The following is a 15,259-nucleotide window of genomic DNA, read 5'->3' on the forward strand; positions in this document are numbered from 1 at the left end:
GCCGAGGTTTCAGGTCAATATCTCACTGAGCGAGAATAGCTACGTTCGTCTTCAACAACACACTCCTTGGCAGGGCCGTTTTCCACTGTGATGCCTCGACATTGAGACCTATTGCGCCATGACCAACGCCGATCCGCTCCCAGTATCCGTACACGAGTACGTCGCCGACGGCAACCACGATGCCACACCCGACGAAGTGCTCAGCGAGTGCGATCTCGACGAGTCACGGCGCTCGCAGGTCGAGCATTTCCTCGCCATCACGCGCTACTCGATGTTCAAGAACGTCGAGAGTAACGACGCCGGCGGGTTGCGAGCGACGACTGTCGAGTGGGCCGACGTCGCCGACTGGGAGGTATAGAGGGAGACCGTAACAGCGAGCGGGTCATGCAGTATCTTCGAACAGTTCGCTTGTCCCCTTGCTGACTGCCGCCACGCTCGCCACCGAGAGCGTGCTCTATCTCGTCGTCGGCGTGGTCGTCGCGTATCTCGTCGTGCTCGTTGAAACGAATCACCGGAATTGGACCAAATTCCACTGAACGAAATCCGTCGAAGTGCGGGACCCTCACGGCCCACAGGGGGCCGTCGGCGCAGGCGGGGTAAGAATGAACAGCACCCGTGCCCGCGACTGCAACCGTGAACAGCGTCACGCTCACGGGTCCTCCTGCGCTCCGTTGAACGCCTCGAAGCCCTGCTGGTCGGCCTCGCGGTCGTCGGTCGTTCGGTCCTCGACGGCGACTGCATCACCGTGCTTGCACCGCCCGACGCGCTCGAAGCCTGCCTCGGGGTCGGCGTGAATCTCCTCGCGGTGCTCGTACACCTGATGGAATTTGAAGCCGGGGCAGGTACACGCATGAACCTGCGTCGTGCTGTCCGCGCCGGGCACCGTGTGAACCGACACGATGTACGCTCGCGTGTCGTCGTCACCGGGTTTCGCGCTCGTTACTATCGCCCGCTGTTCGACCTTCGGCACGATGCCGAGCGAATCGAGCAGGTCGCCAAACGCATCGCCCTCTATTTCGATACTCTCGATTTCGTCCTCGACGAGCCGAGCGACGGTGAGATTCCGCCTGCTCATGCTTCCTCCGGGTCGCTGTTGCCAGCGTACTCGAATGCGACGACCCACACCTGTTCGTCGGGGTTCCACTCGCCGTTGATGCCTCGCCATGCAGCGCGGAACTCGGCGAGGGTATAGCCGCCCTCACGCCGTGCGTCCGTCGCATCCATCTCGCCGAGCGCTTCGCGGTACACGTCGGTTACGCGGATGAAACAATCGCACTCCGACCGTGGGGTAAACATCCCCTGCTCGACGTTGCCGCCACGAGTGGCGCGGTAGGTCTTCCCGACCGTCACGCGGTTGTCGTCCCACTGCCGCCGTGTCATCGTTTTCTCGTCGTTGCGTATCTGCTCGCGGTGTTCGGATTGGAATATCATCGGTTCTCTCCCCGCTGCTCGCGGTCTTTGGCACGAACGGCGTCGAGACAGTCGGCGCACATCTGGCCGTTCGCCAGGACGACGTTGCCACAGATTTCGTAGCGAGCGCACGCGCCCTCGGGCGTCTCGCCGTCGAAGGCTGCGAGGTCCGATTGGTTGGTGGTCATGGGTCGTCGCTCTCCTCGACGGTCTCCCACCGTCGTTCGACCGAGTGCCATGTCGGGTCATGCTCGAACTCGACGGCCTCGTGGGCGGTACGAAGTCCCTCCGCACGGTCTTTGTCGTCCACGGTCCGTTGCCAGCCACAGTCGAGACAGTCCACGGCCCACACTCGACGGCTCATCGCGGAGCGACCTCCCCGCGCATGACTGCGAAGGCGGCGGCGACCGCCGTGCCGATGTCGTCGGCGTTGTTCGCGTCCGGGTGGTGCCATGAGTGCCATCCGTTCTTCGGGTTCGTCGCGTGCTCCGGCGTTCGCTCCTCGATACAGCAGGTCCAGCGGTGGAGATACGGCCCGACCGGAAAGACGCGGACGAACCGCTCGGTGACGGTGACGCCGTGGCTGTTCCCGGCCTCGCCGTCCCAGTAGTATAGTGTGGAGTACGGTCGCTGGGTGGGCTGGCGACCGTACTCGCCTACGGTGTCGGGAAGGCGGTTGCGAACGGGCACGAAGCGGTCGGCCAGCAGGTCCTCGGTCGCGGCGAGGTCGAACCTCCCGCCGGGGTCGTACACGCCGCCACGGTCCCACTCGTCGGTCTCGCCGTGCTCGTCAATGCGCTGCTCGCCTGTCATCGTCAGCAGAGCTTGCTCGGCGTCGCTCATTGCCCTTTCCCGTCGTCTCTAGCGTTCACAACGCCAATCCAGCGCCCGCGACTGGCGACGGTCTGTGTCGCCATCTCGAAGCCGTTGCTCGCGATGATTTCCCGAAGCGCGGCGGGCGGCTCGGGGCTGCTGGGCTGGCCGACGACGACCACCTGCTCGCACCGACCGTTGTACGACGCGCTGAGGTCGGGATGCTCGTGCTCGACGCAGCGGGTGAGTTCGCGGACGGTCGCGGGGTCCTCGACGGCGCTGTTCATGCGTCGGCCTCCACGGTCGCGGCTTCGCTGTCGGCGATTGTGGCGGGCTGTGCGGCGCTCTCGTCGGCGTCGGAGTCGTCGGCTACGTACCTATCGAGACGGCCCTGATAGCCCTTCGGAGCGGGCTGCTCCCACGCGCCGGGATTGTCGCTGCACCGTCGTCGCCACCACGTTCGGCACTCGACCGAGCAGAACGGCTTGTGCTCTTTGTTGGCGTGACCGAACCCGTGCGAGACGATGGCGAAAACCGTGTCGCTCACGTCGTGCTCGCCGTCGCAATACTCACAGGTCTGGCTCATAGGCTCTCACCGCCCTCGGCGGGCACGAACACGAGTTCGCCGCCGTGGTCGCTGTGCTTGTCGAGCAGCCACCCGTCGGCGTTCGCGGCGCGAACGCAAACGAGCAGCATGAGCGTCGAGGGAGCGCCGCCGACATCTTGAATCCGAATCCGCTCGCCGTCATGGCCGGGACGCGGCTCGCGTTCGACCGCATACCGCTCGCACGCGGCGCGCTCGGCGGCGAAGTCGGGCAACACGGTTTCGTCGGGCGTCATCGACTCTCACCGCCCTCGGCGGGCACGAACAGCAGTTCATCGCCCGACTTGTGATAGTCCGCTAGTCGCCATCCTTCGGCGTTTGCCGCCCTTACGACCGACAGCACCATCGAGGTGTCGGGAGCGCCGCGCAAATCGCGGATGCGAATGTGGTCGCCGTCGTGACCGCCGCGCGATTCACGCTCGATGGAATACTGGCGGCGTTTGGCACGCTGGGCGGCGAACTCGGGGAACGGCGGCGCTTCCTGCGCTCCGCCGATAGCGTCGGGGTCGTCGCCGTACTCGCCGCACGGTACGGGGTCGTCAACACCGCCGACGCGCCCGAACCCGGGCACGTCGCTCGGCTCGCGGCGCTCGTGCTCACGGTCGGTCATGGGTTGCCTCCTGTCTGGTCGGGAACTTCGGGGTCGGCGAGCGCGAAAGCGTCGATACGGGCGTCGTAGGTGAGCGTGGCTTTGGCGACTGTCTCGCCGGATTCGTCGGCTGGACCGTCGCCGTCGCCGGGCGGGCCGCACGCCTCGCAACTGACCCACCGAAGCGACCACCGACTCGTTCCGCGAACGCGGGTCGCGTAGGCGTACACGGTGTCGGCCTCTCTATCGTCGGGGTCGTGCTCGCGGTCGCCGTCAGTCAGCCCCCGGTTGCACGTATCACAGGCGGCGAACCCGCCGGGGCCACCGACGGGCGTGCCGGCGAGCAGCGCGGGGCTGAGGTCGGTCTGCCGACCGCTCATAGACCGTCCTCCTGTCGAACCTCTCGCTGGGCGTCACGGCGTGCGTCACGGGCGTCAGCGCGGACGTGCTCGAATTTGAGTTCACAGGGGGTCGAACAGAACCGGCCGCTGAAGCCACCGCCGCCGCGCGGGTCGTTGCTGCACGACGGATTGCGGCACTTGTCGCGGTCGCTCATCGGCCTGCCTCCGTGGAGCTGTCGCTCGCGCTCTCGAACGGGTAGAACGTCGCGTACGTGCCGGTGTCGGTGCCGTCCTCGCTGACGATGTACGTCGAGGGGCCGGTGGGCGCGTTGACGTGGACGACGCCGACGGGCTGGCGGTCGGTGTCGTCGGGGAACGTCGTCGGTGCGACCGATTGGAGCGCGTCGATGATGCCTCGGCGGAGCGCCGCGCCGTGTTCGCCGTCGTTGGGGTCGCGCTCGAAGCGCGTTTCGTGAGCGTACCGCGCGAGAACGCCTTCGATGGTCTTGCCGTAGCGGTAGGTCGCGCTCGCTTCGGGGGCTTCGGCGGTCGGGGCGGTCGTGAACGCCCGGAGGTCGGCGTTCTCCCAGTGCGTGCGGGCTTCGACCGCACCATCCGTCCGAACGACAAGTGCCCACTCGTCGGTCGTGTGAACCGTCTCGCGGCTGCTGGCGTCGGCTTCGCTGGTCGGCTGCTGGCTGGCGTGTGATGCGTCGGATTCTTGTTCGCGGGTTGCGTTCGTCGTCATGGTTGTCGGAGTGTGAGACAACCAGCCCGCGCGCACCAACGCGCGGGCACTTCCTTACTGCTCGAAAGCGCCCCGAGGGGCCGGTCTGTCTCTACTCTATTGTATATGCCCTATCCACTTAAGGATTATGTTTTAGGCTATTCCCGCTAACGCGCTGTCGGTCGGTTTGAGTCCCGTGTCTTGTAGAACATGCTGAATGTGCCATGATGGTCTGCTACGAACTATCGTTTGTCATAATAGTCTATTTCTATCGGCGCTGAAAACGGCAACTGTCTCCGCTCACCGGCACTAAGAAAACAGGAGTCACACGACGATTTTCTCGCCGCGCTCGAACCAGTCTGCGCCGAGGGGAATACTGGCGTCACAGTACCCACACCGAGCGCGGTCGTCGCCGTGGTCCTCGAAGGTCTCGGCTGCGGCGAGGCACCACGGGCAACAGCCGTCACCGCCGCGCTGGTCGGTGGGTGCGAGACTCGTCCTCGCGTTCGCCGACCGTTCGCGGTCGGTCGTGCTCGTGGCGGTGGTCGTGTCGTCGGTGAGCGTGGTCTGTTGCATGGTAGGCTCCGAAAGCGCCCCGCGACCGGAGTTAGCGCGCGCCCTCGCGCTGCCGGCAGATACCGCACAGTCCGCGCGTGGCCGAGCGTGGTGCAACCGGGTCGTCGTACTTAGCGCCGTCCGTGCCGCAAATCGCGCATTGCATCGGCGTTAGGCGTCGGGGTAGGCGATGCGTCCGGTCCACTCTCGGCGGTCTGCTTCGCTCTCACCGTAGAAGCGGAACGAACCCGTCGCGCCACAGTTCTGACACTCGTAGAACTCCTCCCAGTTGCGGCTATTCTCGGCGGTCGCGGCTATCATCGCTATTTCGAAGCGCGTGCCGCACGACTGGCACTCGGATTTCTCGCCCGCGCCGACGGGTTCATCATTGAAGTGCTCGACGGGCTGGCTCCAGTGGTCGGTCTGTGGCCGGGTGTCGTCGGTGTCGCCTGCGTCGGTGTGGGCAACCTGCTGGGTTCCGCCGTCGGTGGCAACCCGTTGGCTCGTTTCGGCCGCCGCTGCCGCCGCGCTCGTCCGCACGAGTGGGCGTTTTTCGATTTCGTCTTGATGGACACAATGCCCGTTGAATTTGTGGCCTTTGCAGGAGCAGCGGAGAACGTCGCCGTCGCTGTCCACGAACGTCGAATGGGCGCGGTCGGACTGGGGGCGCTTGACGTTGATAACGCCGTTGGCGCAGACGGTGGTTTTCAGGCCGGTGCAATCAGGCGTTTCTTGGCCGCTGAGTTCGTTCGTGCTCATGGTCTGTGGGTGAAACAGACCGGCCCGCGCGTTCTAGCGCGCGGGCGCTTTCCTCGTCAGAATAGCGCCCCGAGGGGCCGGTCTGTCTCTACTCCATCGTAACAGCCTCGTCCACTTAAGGCTTTCGCTTAAGGTTAGTTTCGCTAATGCGCTGTCAGTCGGTTTGGCTCACGGCGAGTATATCGCGCCGGTTACAGCTCTGTGCGGTGTGGCACGGTTGGACTTATCATAATAGTCCATCGGCGGGACCGCTGAGACGGCAAATTGACCACCTCTCGTCGCTCACACGCTCGGAAAATATGACTGTTTGACGGGTTGATTCGGCGAGCTAGTGGCCGTGGTTGGTAGCGGTCTGTCGTATCGAGGTTTCGGGGTCGTTGCTCCACGGGTAGAACGACCCTCGCCGTGTGGGGCCGTCCATGTCGCCGTCGTTGCCGAGTGGGTAGCTCCCGCGAAAGCGTGGGTCGCCGTCGATGCCGTCCCGGACGTGCAGGCGGAACTCGTCGCCGTATTGCTCGGCGGTGGGGCGTAGCTGTTCGCTCGTCCGTCCGTGGCCGACGCGCTCGGCGGTGACGAACCGAGCGAGGACGGTCTTCCCGCTATCGCTTACTGCGACGATTTGGGCGAGTTCGACGTTGGTCTGATTGTAGCCCCAACTCGCGGAGAGAAACGCGCCTTCCCATGCGTCGGTGACGGTCTCCTCGTCGGGGTTAAACGTGGGGTCCGTGTCGCCGCCGTCCTCGTCGGCGCTGTCGCCGTCGCTTTCACCGCTCTCGCCGTCCTCGACGCGGCCGCCGTCGGCGAGCGCTCGCGGGCTGGGTTCATCGCTCTCGGTCGCGGTGGGTTCATCGTCGCTCTCGCCGTCGTCGCCGCTTTCGTCGTCGCTCCCGAACAGGCATTGACTGGCAGCGCGCTCGCCCGTAAGCGTCCGCTGGTCGTCGTCGGTATCTGCGAACAGCGCGCGCTGCTCGCCGCCGTCGCCGCGCGTCACGGTTTTGCGGTCGTCCACGCCGAACGTACTGGCTTCGGGCTGGTCGATGCGGGTGTCGCGCTCGCGGTGGTCCACCGACGCTCCGAACGCTTCCAGCGAGGTCTCGACACTTTCCTCGGACGGCTCAATCCCGTCGGTGTCGCCGTCATTGCCGACGGTAAACGAATACTGCTGGGTGATAGTGGGGCTGCTGTCGGACATTAGGCGAGCACCTCCTCGACGTGCTCTTTCTGGCCGGGGTCAATATCGAGTTGGGCGACGACTTCGATAGCGGACGCGCCGGGGTTGTTCTGCTCGAAGCGTTCGACGCGCTCGGCCAGCGTCTCACTGTCGTCTGCGTCGGGTTCGTCGTCGGTGCTTTCGCTGTCGGGTTCGTCGTCGGGCGCGTCGGCGGGTTCGACGTGAACGCCGTCGATGGCGGGGATTTCGCCGGTCACGAATGCGGCGCGGTGGGCGTGTTTGCACCATGCTCCGCGCTGGCCGTCCGGGCACGTACACGTTCCTTCGGGCAGACTCACGGTGTAGGTGTTCCCCGACCCGCTGAAGACGGTATATTCACCGTCGTCGCCGGCTGTTTCGACGTGGTAGAAACCATCGAGCGCACGGCTGACGCGCTTGGCGACTGCCTTGATGCCGCGTCGTTCGTTGGTCGATTCGCCGGATTCTTGACCGCTGAGTTCGTTCGTGCTCATGGTCTGTGGGTGAAACAGACCAGCCCGCGCGTTCTAGCGCGCGGGCACTTCCTTTCGCTCGAAAGCGCCCCGGAGGGGCCGGTCTGTCTCTACTCCATTGTATATGACCTATTCACTTAAGGGTTTCGTTGTAGGTTGATGCCGCTAATGCGTTGTCGGTCGGTTTGGTGATGGTATCTAACCCTCCGATATAAGCCTCTGATCTTATGTCTATGCTTAATGTTTAGATTGTAGGCCAATTGCGTAAGTGTTAAGTTGGTGAGTTTCGTACTGACAGGTATGCCTGAACATGGTGACGGTCCCGGTTTCATTGAAACGTGGTCGGCGGAGGATGCTCGTGCGGTGTTCGATGAGGTTCCGAACGCGGTTGTGACGGCCGCCGACGTAGCAAACGCACTCGGTTGTTCAGATGATTCAGCGCGGCGCAAACTCAAGGAATTGGAGCATGAGGCGGATGTGAAGCGGCGAAATCCGAGCGCGCGGTCGGTCCTGTGGTACGTGCCAATCGAGAACGGGAGCGGCAGAGGGAGTGAGAACGACCAATCGCCTATCGATGTGCTCGGAGGGAACGATTCTGAAACAATATTGAAGATGTTGTCGCTCAACCTCGGCGAGTCGATTACCGTGGGCGATGTTGTGTACGAGGACGGCGACAAGCATCCAGTCGAGGACGCCGACTAACGGCTTTCGTGATTGAGTCCGATGCGTGAGTCCTCGGGACCGGACCCGCCAGCGGGCTTCCACCCATACACTCCTGCCCCGGATACTCCGTTCGGGTTCGTCGCGCGCGGGCTGGCTGGCGGGTGGTTGCTCGCGGTCATCGGTCTCGGCGCGCTCGTGTGGCTCAATCAAGACCACTACTCCATCGGTGCGGTGGCCGTGGTCGCCCTCGTGACGACCGTGGTTCACGAGTTGGTTCATGCGGCTGTGGGGTGGCTGCTTGGCCTAGAGCTGACGGCGGGCTTCGACATCGCTGGTCTCGAAACCGGGCCGTACATTTTGACCTACGGTGAGTTTCAGACGCGGCGTGAGAGCGCGCTGTTGGCGGCTGCGCCGACGCTGGTGCTCGCGCCGGTCTTCGTTCTGCTGATGGTCGTTGGCAGCACTGCGACCGCGCTGGCGGCACTCGCGGCGCTGTTCGTGAACACGCTCGGTGCGGTGGGAGACCTCCGGGTGGTTGTGACGACGCTCCAGTTGCCGCCCGACGCGCTGGAATACCATACCAGTAGCGGGGAGGTTCGGTATTATGTGCGGGCTGAGGCGGGTTCTTCTGGCCGCTGAGTCCGGTGTGTCGTCGCTGGTGAGGAAACATCGAGGACGGGTGCGACTGCGGTGAGAGACGATTTGAGGCGCTATGGGCCGACGCTCCGCCCGCCCTCGACTTCTGGATGTCTGCTCAGTGGGGTCATAGGTATCCCGGCTTCCGCCCGTCAGAGGGGGCGCACTCGCCGGGGGTCGGGCCTGTCGTGCGGTGTCGCGTCCCGCCGGAGCGCTGTCGCTATTGTGGCGCGTAGGGGCCGCCTCCGCTGCTCGCTCGCCCGGGGGTCAACTCTGCTGATTGCAGAGCGCCGCCGACGCTGATCGGCTCCCGGCTCGGGATTCGAGTGTGCTGATTCTTGCTGCAAGAAGCGAGACTGCTGTTCGCAGCCAGCATTGCGGCCTGTCGCCGCTGCTCGACTCTTGGGGTCCCGGTCATAGCTCCACCGGGGTCCCTCTGACTGAGAGGAGCGCTGTCGTCGCTCGCTCGACTCCTCTGGGATTCCAGGCCTTGCTGTCATCGCTGCTGGTGCCCTGCTGTCACTCCCAGCAAAGCGCTGTCGTCGTGACTGCTCGATACTCCCTCGGGGTTCGAGAGAGCGGTGCTGTCGCTGACAGCCATGCTGTGCTTCGCTCGGCCGGGATTCATGCTGGCCGGAAGCTCTTAGCCACGCTGTGCGGTGTCTCGCTCGGCTGACCCCCAAGCCTGTCGCTAGGCGGTTTTCCATGCTGTGCGGTGTTTTCTGCTGGCTGACCCCCGAGGTCTCGTGCAGCGGTCTTCCATGCTGCCTGCTGGTACTCGGCCTGACCCCCATCGTCGCCGCTGGTTGTCGTCGATTCTTGCTGTGTCTCTCAGCCTGCTGGACCCCCAGTTCGTGCTGTCAGATGGCTGGACCCCAGCCTGTCATCGCTCTGCTGGACCCCACCTTTTGCTCTCTCGCTGTCGTTGCTGGTCGGTAAGTTGCTGTCCTGAATCCCCAGTGTCGTCGCTGCCTCGAAATCCAGGACTCTGCGCTGAGTGGAATCCCCTGCTGCTACTGCTGGCTTGAATCCCAGTGGTTGTCACTCGGCTGAACCCCATTGTTTTCGCTCACCTGAATCCCAGTCTTGTTCTCATCGCTGGTCTGAATCCCGGTGGTCGAGACCCCCTGAATCCCCATCGCTATTCGCTCACCTGAATCCCGGTTTTGCTATCGCTCTCTACTCGACCTTCCTCTTTTCTTATACACTGCTTTTCTCTTGTTCTGCTGTTCTTTTCCCGGGGGTCCAGTTTCCGATGCACCGAGATGAGAGGGGGACATAGTGGACGCGCCGGAATGGATTGCCGAGAAACGCCGAGAAATCTGCCAAAGAAATAACGCCGAGTTCTTTTTCTCGGAGAATAGTTCTCGGAGAACATTCTTGGAGAAGGTTTATTGTATCCAGAGAATGATAGACGGATATGGCGCAGTCCGTCGCTGATTTGGATTGGAAATCACGGGAGATACTGGAAGTGCTATTCGAGGCCACTGAGGAACTGACGACGAGTGAGATTCGGGATTCGACCGGCATTGAACCGAACCGGGTTATCCTCTATCGGATAGAGAACTATCTGGAGCCGATGGAGTTAGTCGAAACTCGGCAACCGACGGCTGAGGGAGGAACTGTCGTGCCGGGAAAGCGGATACAACTCACCGAAGAAGGTGAGCGAGTAGCAGCGGGCTTTCAGGACGACGACGAAGATGAGGGGCTATCGATTGCCGACCTCCCGGAACGCATCGAACAGCTATCCAGTCTCGTAGAGTCGCTGCAAGACGACATCGACCGGATTGACCGCCGGTTGGACCACCGCGAAGAAGTCGATAATGAGGTAGCCGATTCGCTCGAAACTATGGATGGGCGGATTTCGACGCTCGAAAGCGATCACTCGGAATAGCCGGAGCGCAGTGAATCAATTGTCCCACCGACCTCCTCGGTGGTGTCGTCGTCCGCCGTGGTGTCAGCGTCGTCACTCGGTTGGCTCTCGGTTTCTATCTGGCTCTCTCGCTCGTTGTCGGTGCTCTCTACCTGTTCCTCGTCCGCGCTCGCAGAATCGTGCTCATCATTTTCTGTGGCCTGCCGCGACGACGCCTCGTCCTCGGTTGGTGCAGCCTCCTCGTCGGCACTGCGCTCGGTCTCGGCGCTGCTCTCACCGTTGCTCTCGTCAGGTACGAGCGGGCGGACCTCGCCATGCTCGTAGATTTGCGGGCCGTCGTACTCGTCGTTGTTGTCGTCGGGGTAGATGATGAACATGAAATCATCCTCGGTCGGTAACCGAGTGTCGCCCGACGAATCAACGAACTCACGTTCGGGGATGAACGGCTCGCGGATCACCTTGAAGTTCTCCGTCATCGCGTCTTTCGTCTCGAACGTCGCCTCCGTGCCGTTCGCGTGAACCACGTACTCGCCCTCAACATACTCGTAGTACGCCGGGAACGCCTCGGGGCTGGCCTCGAAGACCGCTTCGGGACTCTCGAACCGGGACAGGACCCGCCCATTATCGGTTTTCTCCTCAATCACGATCTCGGTCTCGGCGACTGCCTCGCCAGTTGACCGCTCGCGCCACCGAAGGCTGTCCGAAGTGTCCGGCCGGAGCGCTCCCACGCCAGCCTCGACCTGCATTTCTCGGCCTCGATTGTAGAAGATACGTCCATCGTCGGTGGTCTCGCTCACGAACGTCAGCTCCGAGTAGTCGGTGGTGACGTTCCCGCCTCGGCCGCTCGTGTCGAAAATCACGTTCTCGCCGCGCCGGCCCCAATACTCGAACAGGCTGGTATGGGTGGGAATGTTGTCGGGGTCGGCGAAGTCGTCCTCGTCGTAGCTGCCATCCTTACACGCGAAGACACATTTCTTGCCCTGCTCGACGGCCTTGCGGAGATTCGTGAGCGTCTGCTTCGGTTTCTTGAGCGTCGTTGTTTCGGCCTCGATAGCGATGTCTTTGCCGTCGGAAAGGTCGTAGAGGCGGCCGTATTCCTCCTCACAGGTGGCTTTGAGTTGCTGGTATTCGGCATCGGTTTCGGCCTCGGCGAGTGGGTTGATGGGGAGGTCGGCCACGCCATCAGGTAGCTCCTCGCCGCCCTGCGAGGGGAGGTAAGCGTCCGCGCCCATGCCGAGGAACGTTTTGAAGCACTCGCGGAGGATGTACCGATGCTCGGGACCGCCCGCGTTCTCCGCCTCGCCCGTATCCTGCTCGAACAGTTTGGTGAGGCCGTCGTCGGTGAGCCGGACCTTCGGTTCCCCTTCGCGTCCATAATCGAGGAACTCATCGTCCATCTCCTCGATTGGATTCGAGAACTTCGCTTGGGTGATTTCAACGCCCGTTCGCCGTTCAAATTCCTCGTGAACCCGGTCGAACGCGAGCTGTTCGGTCCCATCAGGGTCGTCATACTCACGCGCGACGGCAACGTACACGCACTCCAAGATGCGCTCGGGCGGGATATTGTCGGCATCGACGTTCTCGGGGTTCAGCGCATCGCCCAGCCGCCCGAATTTCAACTCACTCTGGATTTCGGCGTCACTCAATGGCTTCTCGCCGTACCGCTCTAAGCTCTCCTCGATAATCTCGTCTATTGCGTCCTCGTCGCGTAGCGGCGGATAGGGCGCGAACGTATTGAGTTTCACACCGCCGCTGTATTGCCCGCCTGACAGCGGTAACTGCGTCCAAATCTCGTAGTCGTTGGTGTCGAGCAGCACCTCGGAGTCGTATTTGCGAAAGCGGTTCATGAGAATCCGCGCGTTCGCCTTCTGATTGGCCTTGAATGCCGCGAGATTGTCGCAGTTGTTCTCCATCGCGTCGAGGACGGTATCGCTCTTTTTCTCGATTTGGGAGGGATACTGGCACGAGAGGGTGAGGCTCAACCACATCGAGCGCGCGCGGGCAAGCATCGAGTCAACGTCGAGTTCCGCGCTTACGATGTCGTCGAACTCGTCGCAGAACATGAAGAACGGTTGGGGGTCCTTGTCAGTCCGGTACGACCGCTGTTGAATCGCGCTCCAGATGTTGCGAATTACGCCGAGAGCGGTCATCCGCTTGATGTCGTCGTTGGTGACGGGCGTGCGGACGATGACGATTTTATCCTCCTCGATGATTTCTCGAAAGTCGATAGTCGATTCCCGACAGGCGATGATTTTGCGAACGACGCTGTTCTGGACCCACGAGGTGATACGTTTGAGAATCGGGCGAATTGTATCGTCATCCATCTCGGCGATTTCCCGACAGAAGGCTTGGATGAAGGGGTCCTCGACCTGTTCGGCAAATTCAGCGCGGTGGTCCTGATTGAGCAGGATGAAATATAGGTCGATAAGCGAGAAATCGTCGTCGGATTTGAGCATCGCCCGGCCTAGCGTCTCGGTAATGGTTTCGATGTTGATGTAGCCCTCCGTCTCGAAGAACGCTTTCAGGTTCTCGATACGGTCCTCAACGGCGTTTTCGCGTTCGCTCTCGGGTACCCAGTCAGGGATTTCGAGAAAGTTCAACTGTACGGTGCGGTCGTGCTCGCGGCTGCCGGGTTCGACCCAGATCACGTCGTCCAGCCGGTCCTCGGGAAGCATTCGTAAGAGTTGGCGGCTGTCCTTGCCCTTCGGGTCGTTATAGACGAATCCGTACCCGCCGTAGGCGAGTTGTGTCATGAGGTTCAGTTTGAGCGTGGTCTTCCCCGACCCGCTCACGCCGGCAATCCAGAGGTGGCGACGCAGGTTCTCGAAGGGGATACCGGCCTCGCGGAAGCCTTCTTGCGGGTCGTCGTCGTAGCCAAGCCAGAGCGCCTGTCGCGGTTTCTTGCGGGCGTTCTCGAACATCTGGCGGACGAATGGCCCGGCAACGTCGCCTTCCATGTCGGTATGGGCCAGCGCCTCCGTGCCAGCAGCGCGCTCGTAGCCGGTTGGAGAGATATGATACGGCTCATGGAGAATCGTCTGCTCGGAATCATCGAGCAGCGATAGGTCAACCTCGGGTTCGTCGCCGTCGTCGTCAGCACGCTCGGCTTGTTCGTCGGCAGACTGTGCGTCGGAACTGAGGATACCGTTGAACATCGACATTATGGTTGTGAATGCTGTCTCGGGTTGGTCGGCAAGCGATTCAGTCAGCAGTGCTCTCGTGACCGTTCAGAGTGGACCAGTAGTGTGCGATAGCGCCACGAACGCTCCAAGCGACGGCGGAGAGTGCAAGCGCGGCCCAGCCTTCGCTCGGAATGAAGATGAAGCCGGATTCACTGAACGGTGGTGTGTATGTCGGCGACGTCGGCGGGTAGTGCGGAGGCGTTAGCCACGCGGGAAGATGAGTGACGAAGATGCCCACGAAGGCCAGCATCGCGCCGAAAGCAACAACCAACGCGAAGCAACTGAGCCAGCGTCCTGTCTGGGGCATGGGTTCAATCGTCTCCGGCTGCTTGTCCGCTGTCCTCCTCGAAACTCTCGGACTCGCTGCCGAACTGCTCGCTGTCGCCGCCCACACGATCGCCGCGCTGGGTCTGCCGCCAGTCGATTTTCGGCGTGTTGATGCCGTCTTTCTCCGTGCCGTTTGGAATGTGGGCGACGCCCGCGAGTTCGTTCACGGTGAGTAGCAGTTCAGCCTCAAGGTATTCGCGGCGCTGCATCCGGTCGAGGTGCTCGTGGAGTTTCTTCGCGCGTCGTCCACGCGGCCAGCCGCGAACCGCCTCCTGCTCTAAGCCCTGCTCGGTGGTCGCATTGTAGTAGCTCGCAAACATCCCGCCGAGGTCTTTCGCTCGGGCCTCGGCCTCACCCCGTTCGGGAGAGATCGCCGCGATGCGGATGTTAGTATGGAATGCTTGGGCGTTGCGCTGGCGCTCGACCACCTTCGCGGCCTCTTTGTCCTTCTGGGTGGCTTCGCGGTCACGGGGTATCGGGTCCCACACTACGTCGTCGGATTTCAGCCGGTCGGCCACGTCGTCCACACCGGGTGATAGGAGGGTACTGTCGGTCCAATCACGCGGAGCGGGTTTGAAGACGACTTGGACGATGACCTTGCTCTCGTCGGTCGAAAGCAGCGCGCTCGTGATTTGACCGTAGGGGTCTTTCTCGAAGCCCTGATTGTCGCGGTAGTGGCGGATGGGAAGGTACTGCCCGTCGTCACCGTCTTTCTGCGGGAACATCTCACAGCCGGCTACGTAGTCATCGTCGTTGACGGCCGGAAATGCGCGGCCTCCGTCCTCGACTTCCGTGATAGCAGTGTTCTTGTAGGCGTTTGCTACCCGACGTTTGTATTTCTCAGCGGCACTCTCGGTCGGAGCGTACAGGTAGAACGTGATTGACCCCTCGTTGAACCACAACTCGAACGAACAGGGCTTGCTGGTGTTCTGTCCGAACAGGCTCTCTTGGGGGTCATACAGCGCTTGCAGAAGGCCGGCGGCATCGTGCATCCCATCGTTTTCAGGATGGGGCCGGACACGCAGGAGCGTCCCGGAAAGGTCCGCTGGGGACTGCGTGATAGTCTCGATATCGTCTAGCTGTGCAGCCGTGTAGCGCTTATTAAAGTTGAACATGGG

23 protein-coding genes are annotated in these 15,259 nt (G+C 62.4%); 4 read left to right on the forward strand and 19 right to left on the reverse strand.

Annotated features, from left to right (window positions below; translation table 11 throughout):
- Positions 1 to 118: 118 nt before the first annotated feature.
- Positions 119 to 358 (forward strand): hypothetical protein, encoded by a 240-nt coding sequence (locus ACQUQO_RS14900; RefSeq protein WP_435078954.1) that lies wholly within the window; start codon positions 119 to 121, stop codon positions 356 to 358.
- Between the two features lie 291 nt (positions 359 to 649).
- Here the strand turns inward: ACQUQO_RS14900 and ACQUQO_RS14905 are convergent, their stop codons facing one another.
- The 16 genes from ACQUQO_RS14905 to ACQUQO_RS14980 all read right to left on the reverse strand — a co-directional run bounded on the left by ACQUQO_RS14905 (position 650) and on the right by ACQUQO_RS14980 (position 7,481).
- On the reverse strand, positions 650 to 1,075 hold the full coding sequence (locus ACQUQO_RS14905) for a hypothetical protein (protein ID WP_435078956.1): 426 nt from the start codon (positions 1,073 to 1,075) through the stop codon (positions 650 to 652).
- Complete coding sequence (locus ACQUQO_RS14910) at positions 1,072 to 1,431, reverse strand: ASCH domain-containing protein (protein WP_435078957.1); 360 nt, start codon at positions 1,429 to 1,431, stop codon at positions 1,072 to 1,074. The genes ACQUQO_RS14905 and ACQUQO_RS14910 overlap by 4 nt, the downstream gene beginning before the upstream one ends.
- A complete protein-coding gene (locus tag ACQUQO_RS14915; RefSeq protein WP_435078958.1) occupies positions 1,428 to 1,598 on the reverse strand; it encodes a hypothetical protein in 171 nt (56 codons plus the stop codon). The genes ACQUQO_RS14910 and ACQUQO_RS14915 overlap by 4 nt, the downstream gene beginning before the upstream one ends.
- Positions 1,595 to 1,774 carry a hypothetical protein gene (locus ACQUQO_RS14920; RefSeq protein ID WP_435078960.1) on the reverse strand — a complete coding sequence of 60 codons (180 nt, stop codon included), beginning with the start codon at positions 1,772 to 1,774 and terminating at the stop codon, positions 1,595 to 1,597. The genes ACQUQO_RS14915 and ACQUQO_RS14920 overlap by 4 nt, the downstream gene beginning before the upstream one ends.
- Positions 1,771 to 2,253 carry a hypothetical protein gene (locus tag ACQUQO_RS14925; protein ID WP_435078961.1) on the reverse strand — a complete coding sequence of 161 codons (483 nt, stop codon included), beginning with the start codon at positions 2,251 to 2,253 and terminating at the stop codon, positions 1,771 to 1,773. Before ACQUQO_RS14925 ends, ACQUQO_RS14920 begins: the two co-directional genes overlap by 4 nt.
- Entirely contained in the window at positions 2,250 to 2,510 is a 261-nt protein-coding gene (locus ACQUQO_RS14930) for a hypothetical protein (RefSeq protein WP_435078963.1), read from the reverse strand. The genes ACQUQO_RS14925 and ACQUQO_RS14930 overlap by 4 nt, the downstream gene beginning before the upstream one ends.
- The gene (locus ACQUQO_RS14935; protein WP_435078964.1) at positions 2,507 to 2,809 is read right to left on the reverse strand and encodes a hypothetical protein; all 303 of its coding nucleotides are present in this window, start codon (positions 2,807 to 2,809) and stop codon (positions 2,507 to 2,509) included. The genes ACQUQO_RS14930 and ACQUQO_RS14935 overlap by 4 nt, the downstream gene beginning before the upstream one ends.
- Positions 2,806 to 3,063, reverse strand: coding sequence for a hypothetical protein (locus tag ACQUQO_RS14940; protein WP_435078967.1), 258 nt, complete (start codon positions 3,061 to 3,063; stop codon positions 2,806 to 2,808). Before ACQUQO_RS14940 ends, ACQUQO_RS14935 begins: the two co-directional genes overlap by 4 nt.
- A complete protein-coding gene (locus tag ACQUQO_RS14945) occupies positions 3,060 to 3,437 on the reverse strand; it encodes a hypothetical protein (RefSeq protein WP_435078968.1) in 378 nt (125 codons plus the stop codon). Before ACQUQO_RS14945 ends, ACQUQO_RS14940 begins: the two co-directional genes overlap by 4 nt.
- Entirely contained in the window at positions 3,434 to 3,796 is a 363-nt protein-coding gene (locus tag ACQUQO_RS14950) for a hypothetical protein (RefSeq protein ID WP_435078969.1), read from the reverse strand. Before ACQUQO_RS14950 ends, ACQUQO_RS14945 begins: the two co-directional genes overlap by 4 nt.
- Entirely contained in the window at positions 3,793 to 3,972 is a 180-nt protein-coding gene (locus ACQUQO_RS14955) for a hypothetical protein (RefSeq protein ID WP_435078970.1), read from the reverse strand. The genes ACQUQO_RS14950 and ACQUQO_RS14955 overlap by 4 nt, the downstream gene beginning before the upstream one ends.
- A complete protein-coding gene (locus ACQUQO_RS14960) occupies positions 3,969 to 4,505 on the reverse strand; it encodes a hypothetical protein (protein WP_435078972.1) in 537 nt (178 codons plus the stop codon). The genes ACQUQO_RS14955 and ACQUQO_RS14960 overlap by 4 nt, the downstream gene beginning before the upstream one ends.
- Positions 4,506 to 4,808: 303 nt before the next feature.
- The gene (locus tag ACQUQO_RS14965) at positions 4,809 to 5,060 is read right to left on the reverse strand and encodes a hypothetical protein (RefSeq protein WP_435078973.1); all 252 of its coding nucleotides are present in this window, start codon (positions 5,058 to 5,060) and stop codon (positions 4,809 to 4,811) included.
- A gap of 150 nt (positions 5,061 to 5,210) precedes the next feature.
- Entirely contained in the window at positions 5,211 to 5,798 is a 588-nt protein-coding gene (locus tag ACQUQO_RS14970) for a hypothetical protein (RefSeq protein ID WP_435078974.1), read from the reverse strand.
- A 328-nt stretch (positions 5,799 to 6,126) separates the two neighbouring features.
- Complete coding sequence (locus tag ACQUQO_RS14975) at positions 6,127 to 6,990, reverse strand: hypothetical protein (RefSeq protein WP_435078976.1); 864 nt, start codon at positions 6,988 to 6,990, stop codon at positions 6,127 to 6,129.
- The gene (locus tag ACQUQO_RS14980) at positions 6,990 to 7,481 is read right to left on the reverse strand and encodes an SWIM zinc finger family protein (RefSeq protein ID WP_435078978.1); all 492 of its coding nucleotides are present in this window, start codon (positions 7,479 to 7,481) and stop codon (positions 6,990 to 6,992) included. The genes ACQUQO_RS14975 and ACQUQO_RS14980 overlap by 1 nt, the downstream gene beginning before the upstream one ends.
- Before the next feature lie 279 nt (positions 7,482 to 7,760).
- Between ACQUQO_RS14980 and ACQUQO_RS14985 the strand changes: the two genes are divergently transcribed.
- The 3 genes from ACQUQO_RS14985 to ACQUQO_RS14995 all read left to right on the forward strand — a co-directional run bounded on the left by ACQUQO_RS14985 (position 7,761) and on the right by ACQUQO_RS14995 (position 10,653).
- A complete protein-coding gene (locus ACQUQO_RS14985; protein ID WP_435078979.1) occupies positions 7,761 to 8,162 on the forward strand; it encodes a hypothetical protein in 402 nt (133 codons plus the stop codon).
- A gap of 21 nt (positions 8,163 to 8,183) precedes the next feature.
- The gene (locus ACQUQO_RS14990; RefSeq protein WP_435078980.1) at positions 8,184 to 8,762 is read left to right on the forward strand and encodes a DUF3267 domain-containing protein; all 579 of its coding nucleotides are present in this window, start codon (positions 8,184 to 8,186) and stop codon (positions 8,760 to 8,762) included.
- A 1,417-nt stretch (positions 8,763 to 10,179) separates the two neighbouring features.
- Complete coding sequence (locus ACQUQO_RS14995; protein ID WP_435078982.1) at positions 10,180 to 10,653, forward strand: hypothetical protein; 474 nt, start codon at positions 10,180 to 10,182, stop codon at positions 10,651 to 10,653.
- On the opposite strand, the gene ACQUQO_RS15000 is transcribed toward ACQUQO_RS14995, so the two are convergent.
- The 3 genes from ACQUQO_RS15000 to ACQUQO_RS15010 are packed head-to-tail and all read right to left on the reverse strand — an operon-like array spanning position 10,641 to position 15,256.
- Positions 10,641 to 13,787: a type IV secretory system conjugative DNA transfer family protein gene (locus tag ACQUQO_RS15000; protein WP_435078984.1), complete on the reverse strand. Its 3,147-nt coding sequence runs from the start codon at positions 13,785 to 13,787 to the stop codon at positions 10,641 to 10,643. The two genes, ACQUQO_RS14995 and ACQUQO_RS15000, sit on opposite strands and share 13 nt — an antisense overlap.
- Positions 13,788 to 13,833: 46 nt before the next feature.
- On the reverse strand, positions 13,834 to 14,121 hold the full coding sequence (locus ACQUQO_RS15005; RefSeq protein ID WP_435078986.1) for a hypothetical protein: 288 nt from the start codon (positions 14,119 to 14,121) through the stop codon (positions 13,834 to 13,836).
- A 4-nt stretch (positions 14,122 to 14,125) separates the two neighbouring features.
- Positions 14,126 to 15,256, reverse strand: coding sequence for a hypothetical protein (locus tag ACQUQO_RS15010; RefSeq protein ID WP_435078987.1), 1,131 nt, complete (start codon positions 15,254 to 15,256; stop codon positions 14,126 to 14,128).
- Positions 15,257 to 15,259 lie beyond the last annotated feature (3 nt).

Origin of the sequence: Halococcus sp. AFM35 (assembly GCF_051195015.1) — an archaeon.
Classification (GTDB): Archaea; Halobacteriota; Halobacteria; order Halobacteriales; family Halococcaceae; genus Halococcus.

Coding starts and splice junctions, on each gene's coding strand:
- ACQUQO_RS14905 (WP_435078956.1), bottom strand. CDS start 1,075: ATGAGCAGGCGGAATCTCACCGTCGCTCGGCTCGTCGAGGACGAAATC.
- ACQUQO_RS14975 (WP_435078976.1), bottom strand. CDS start 6,990: ATGTCCGACAGCAGCCCCACTATCACCCAGCAGTATTCGTTTACCGTC.
- ACQUQO_RS14930 (WP_435078963.1), bottom strand. CDS start 2,510: ATGAACAGCGCCGTCGAGGACCCCGCGACCGTCCGCGAACTCACCCGC.
- ACQUQO_RS14960 (WP_435078972.1), bottom strand. CDS start 4,505: ATGACGACGAACGCAACCCGCGAACAAGAATCCGACGCATCACACGCC.
- ACQUQO_RS15000 (WP_435078984.1), bottom strand. CDS start 13,787: ATGTTCAACGGTATCCTCAGTTCCGACGCACAGTCTGCCGACGAACAA.
- ACQUQO_RS14935 (WP_435078964.1), bottom strand. CDS start 2,809: ATGAGCCAGACCTGTGAGTATTGCGACGGCGAGCACGACGTGAGCGAC.
- ACQUQO_RS14965 (WP_435078973.1), bottom strand. CDS start 5,060: ATGCAACAGACCACGCTCACCGACGACACGACCACCGCCACGAGCACG.
- ACQUQO_RS14900 (WP_435078954.1), top strand. CDS start 119: ATGACCAACGCCGATCCGCTCCCAGTATCCGTACACGAGTACGTCGCC.
- ACQUQO_RS14910 (WP_435078957.1), bottom strand. CDS start 1,431: ATGATATTCCAATCCGAACACCGCGAGCAGATACGCAACGACGAGAAA.
- ACQUQO_RS14990 (WP_435078980.1), top strand. CDS start 8,184: ATGCGTGAGTCCTCGGGACCGGACCCGCCAGCGGGCTTCCACCCATAC.
- ACQUQO_RS14985 (WP_435078979.1), top strand. CDS start 7,761: ATGCCTGAACATGGTGACGGTCCCGGTTTCATTGAAACGTGGTCGGCG.
- ACQUQO_RS15005 (WP_435078986.1), bottom strand. CDS start 14,121: ATGCCCCAGACAGGACGCTGGCTCAGTTGCTTCGCGTTGGTTGTTGCT.
- ACQUQO_RS15010 (WP_435078987.1), bottom strand. CDS start 15,256: ATGTTCAACTTTAATAAGCGCTACACGGCTGCACAGCTAGACGATATC.
- ACQUQO_RS14980 (WP_435078978.1), bottom strand. CDS start 7,481: ATGAGCACGAACGAACTCAGCGGTCAAGAATCCGGCGAATCGACCAAC.
- ACQUQO_RS14915 (WP_435078958.1), bottom strand. CDS start 1,598: ATGACCACCAACCAATCGGACCTCGCAGCCTTCGACGGCGAGACGCCC.
- ACQUQO_RS14950 (WP_435078969.1), bottom strand. CDS start 3,796: ATGAGCGGTCGGCAGACCGACCTCAGCCCCGCGCTGCTCGCCGGCACG.
- ACQUQO_RS14940 (WP_435078967.1), bottom strand. CDS start 3,063: ATGACGCCCGACGAAACCGTGTTGCCCGACTTCGCCGCCGAGCGCGCC.
- ACQUQO_RS14955 (WP_435078970.1), bottom strand. CDS start 3,972: ATGAGCGACCGCGACAAGTGCCGCAATCCGTCGTGCAGCAACGACCCG.
- ACQUQO_RS14995 (WP_435078982.1), top strand. CDS start 10,180: ATGGCGCAGTCCGTCGCTGATTTGGATTGGAAATCACGGGAGATACTG.
- ACQUQO_RS14945 (WP_435078968.1), bottom strand. CDS start 3,437: ATGACCGACCGTGAGCACGAGCGCCGCGAGCCGAGCGACGTGCCCGGG.
- ACQUQO_RS14970 (WP_435078974.1), bottom strand. CDS start 5,798: ATGAGCACGAACGAACTCAGCGGCCAAGAAACGCCTGATTGCACCGGC.
- ACQUQO_RS14925 (WP_435078961.1), bottom strand. CDS start 2,253: ATGAGCGACGCCGAGCAAGCTCTGCTGACGATGACAGGCGAGCAGCGC.
- ACQUQO_RS14920 (WP_435078960.1), bottom strand. CDS start 1,774: ATGAGCCGTCGAGTGTGGGCCGTGGACTGTCTCGACTGTGGCTGGCAA.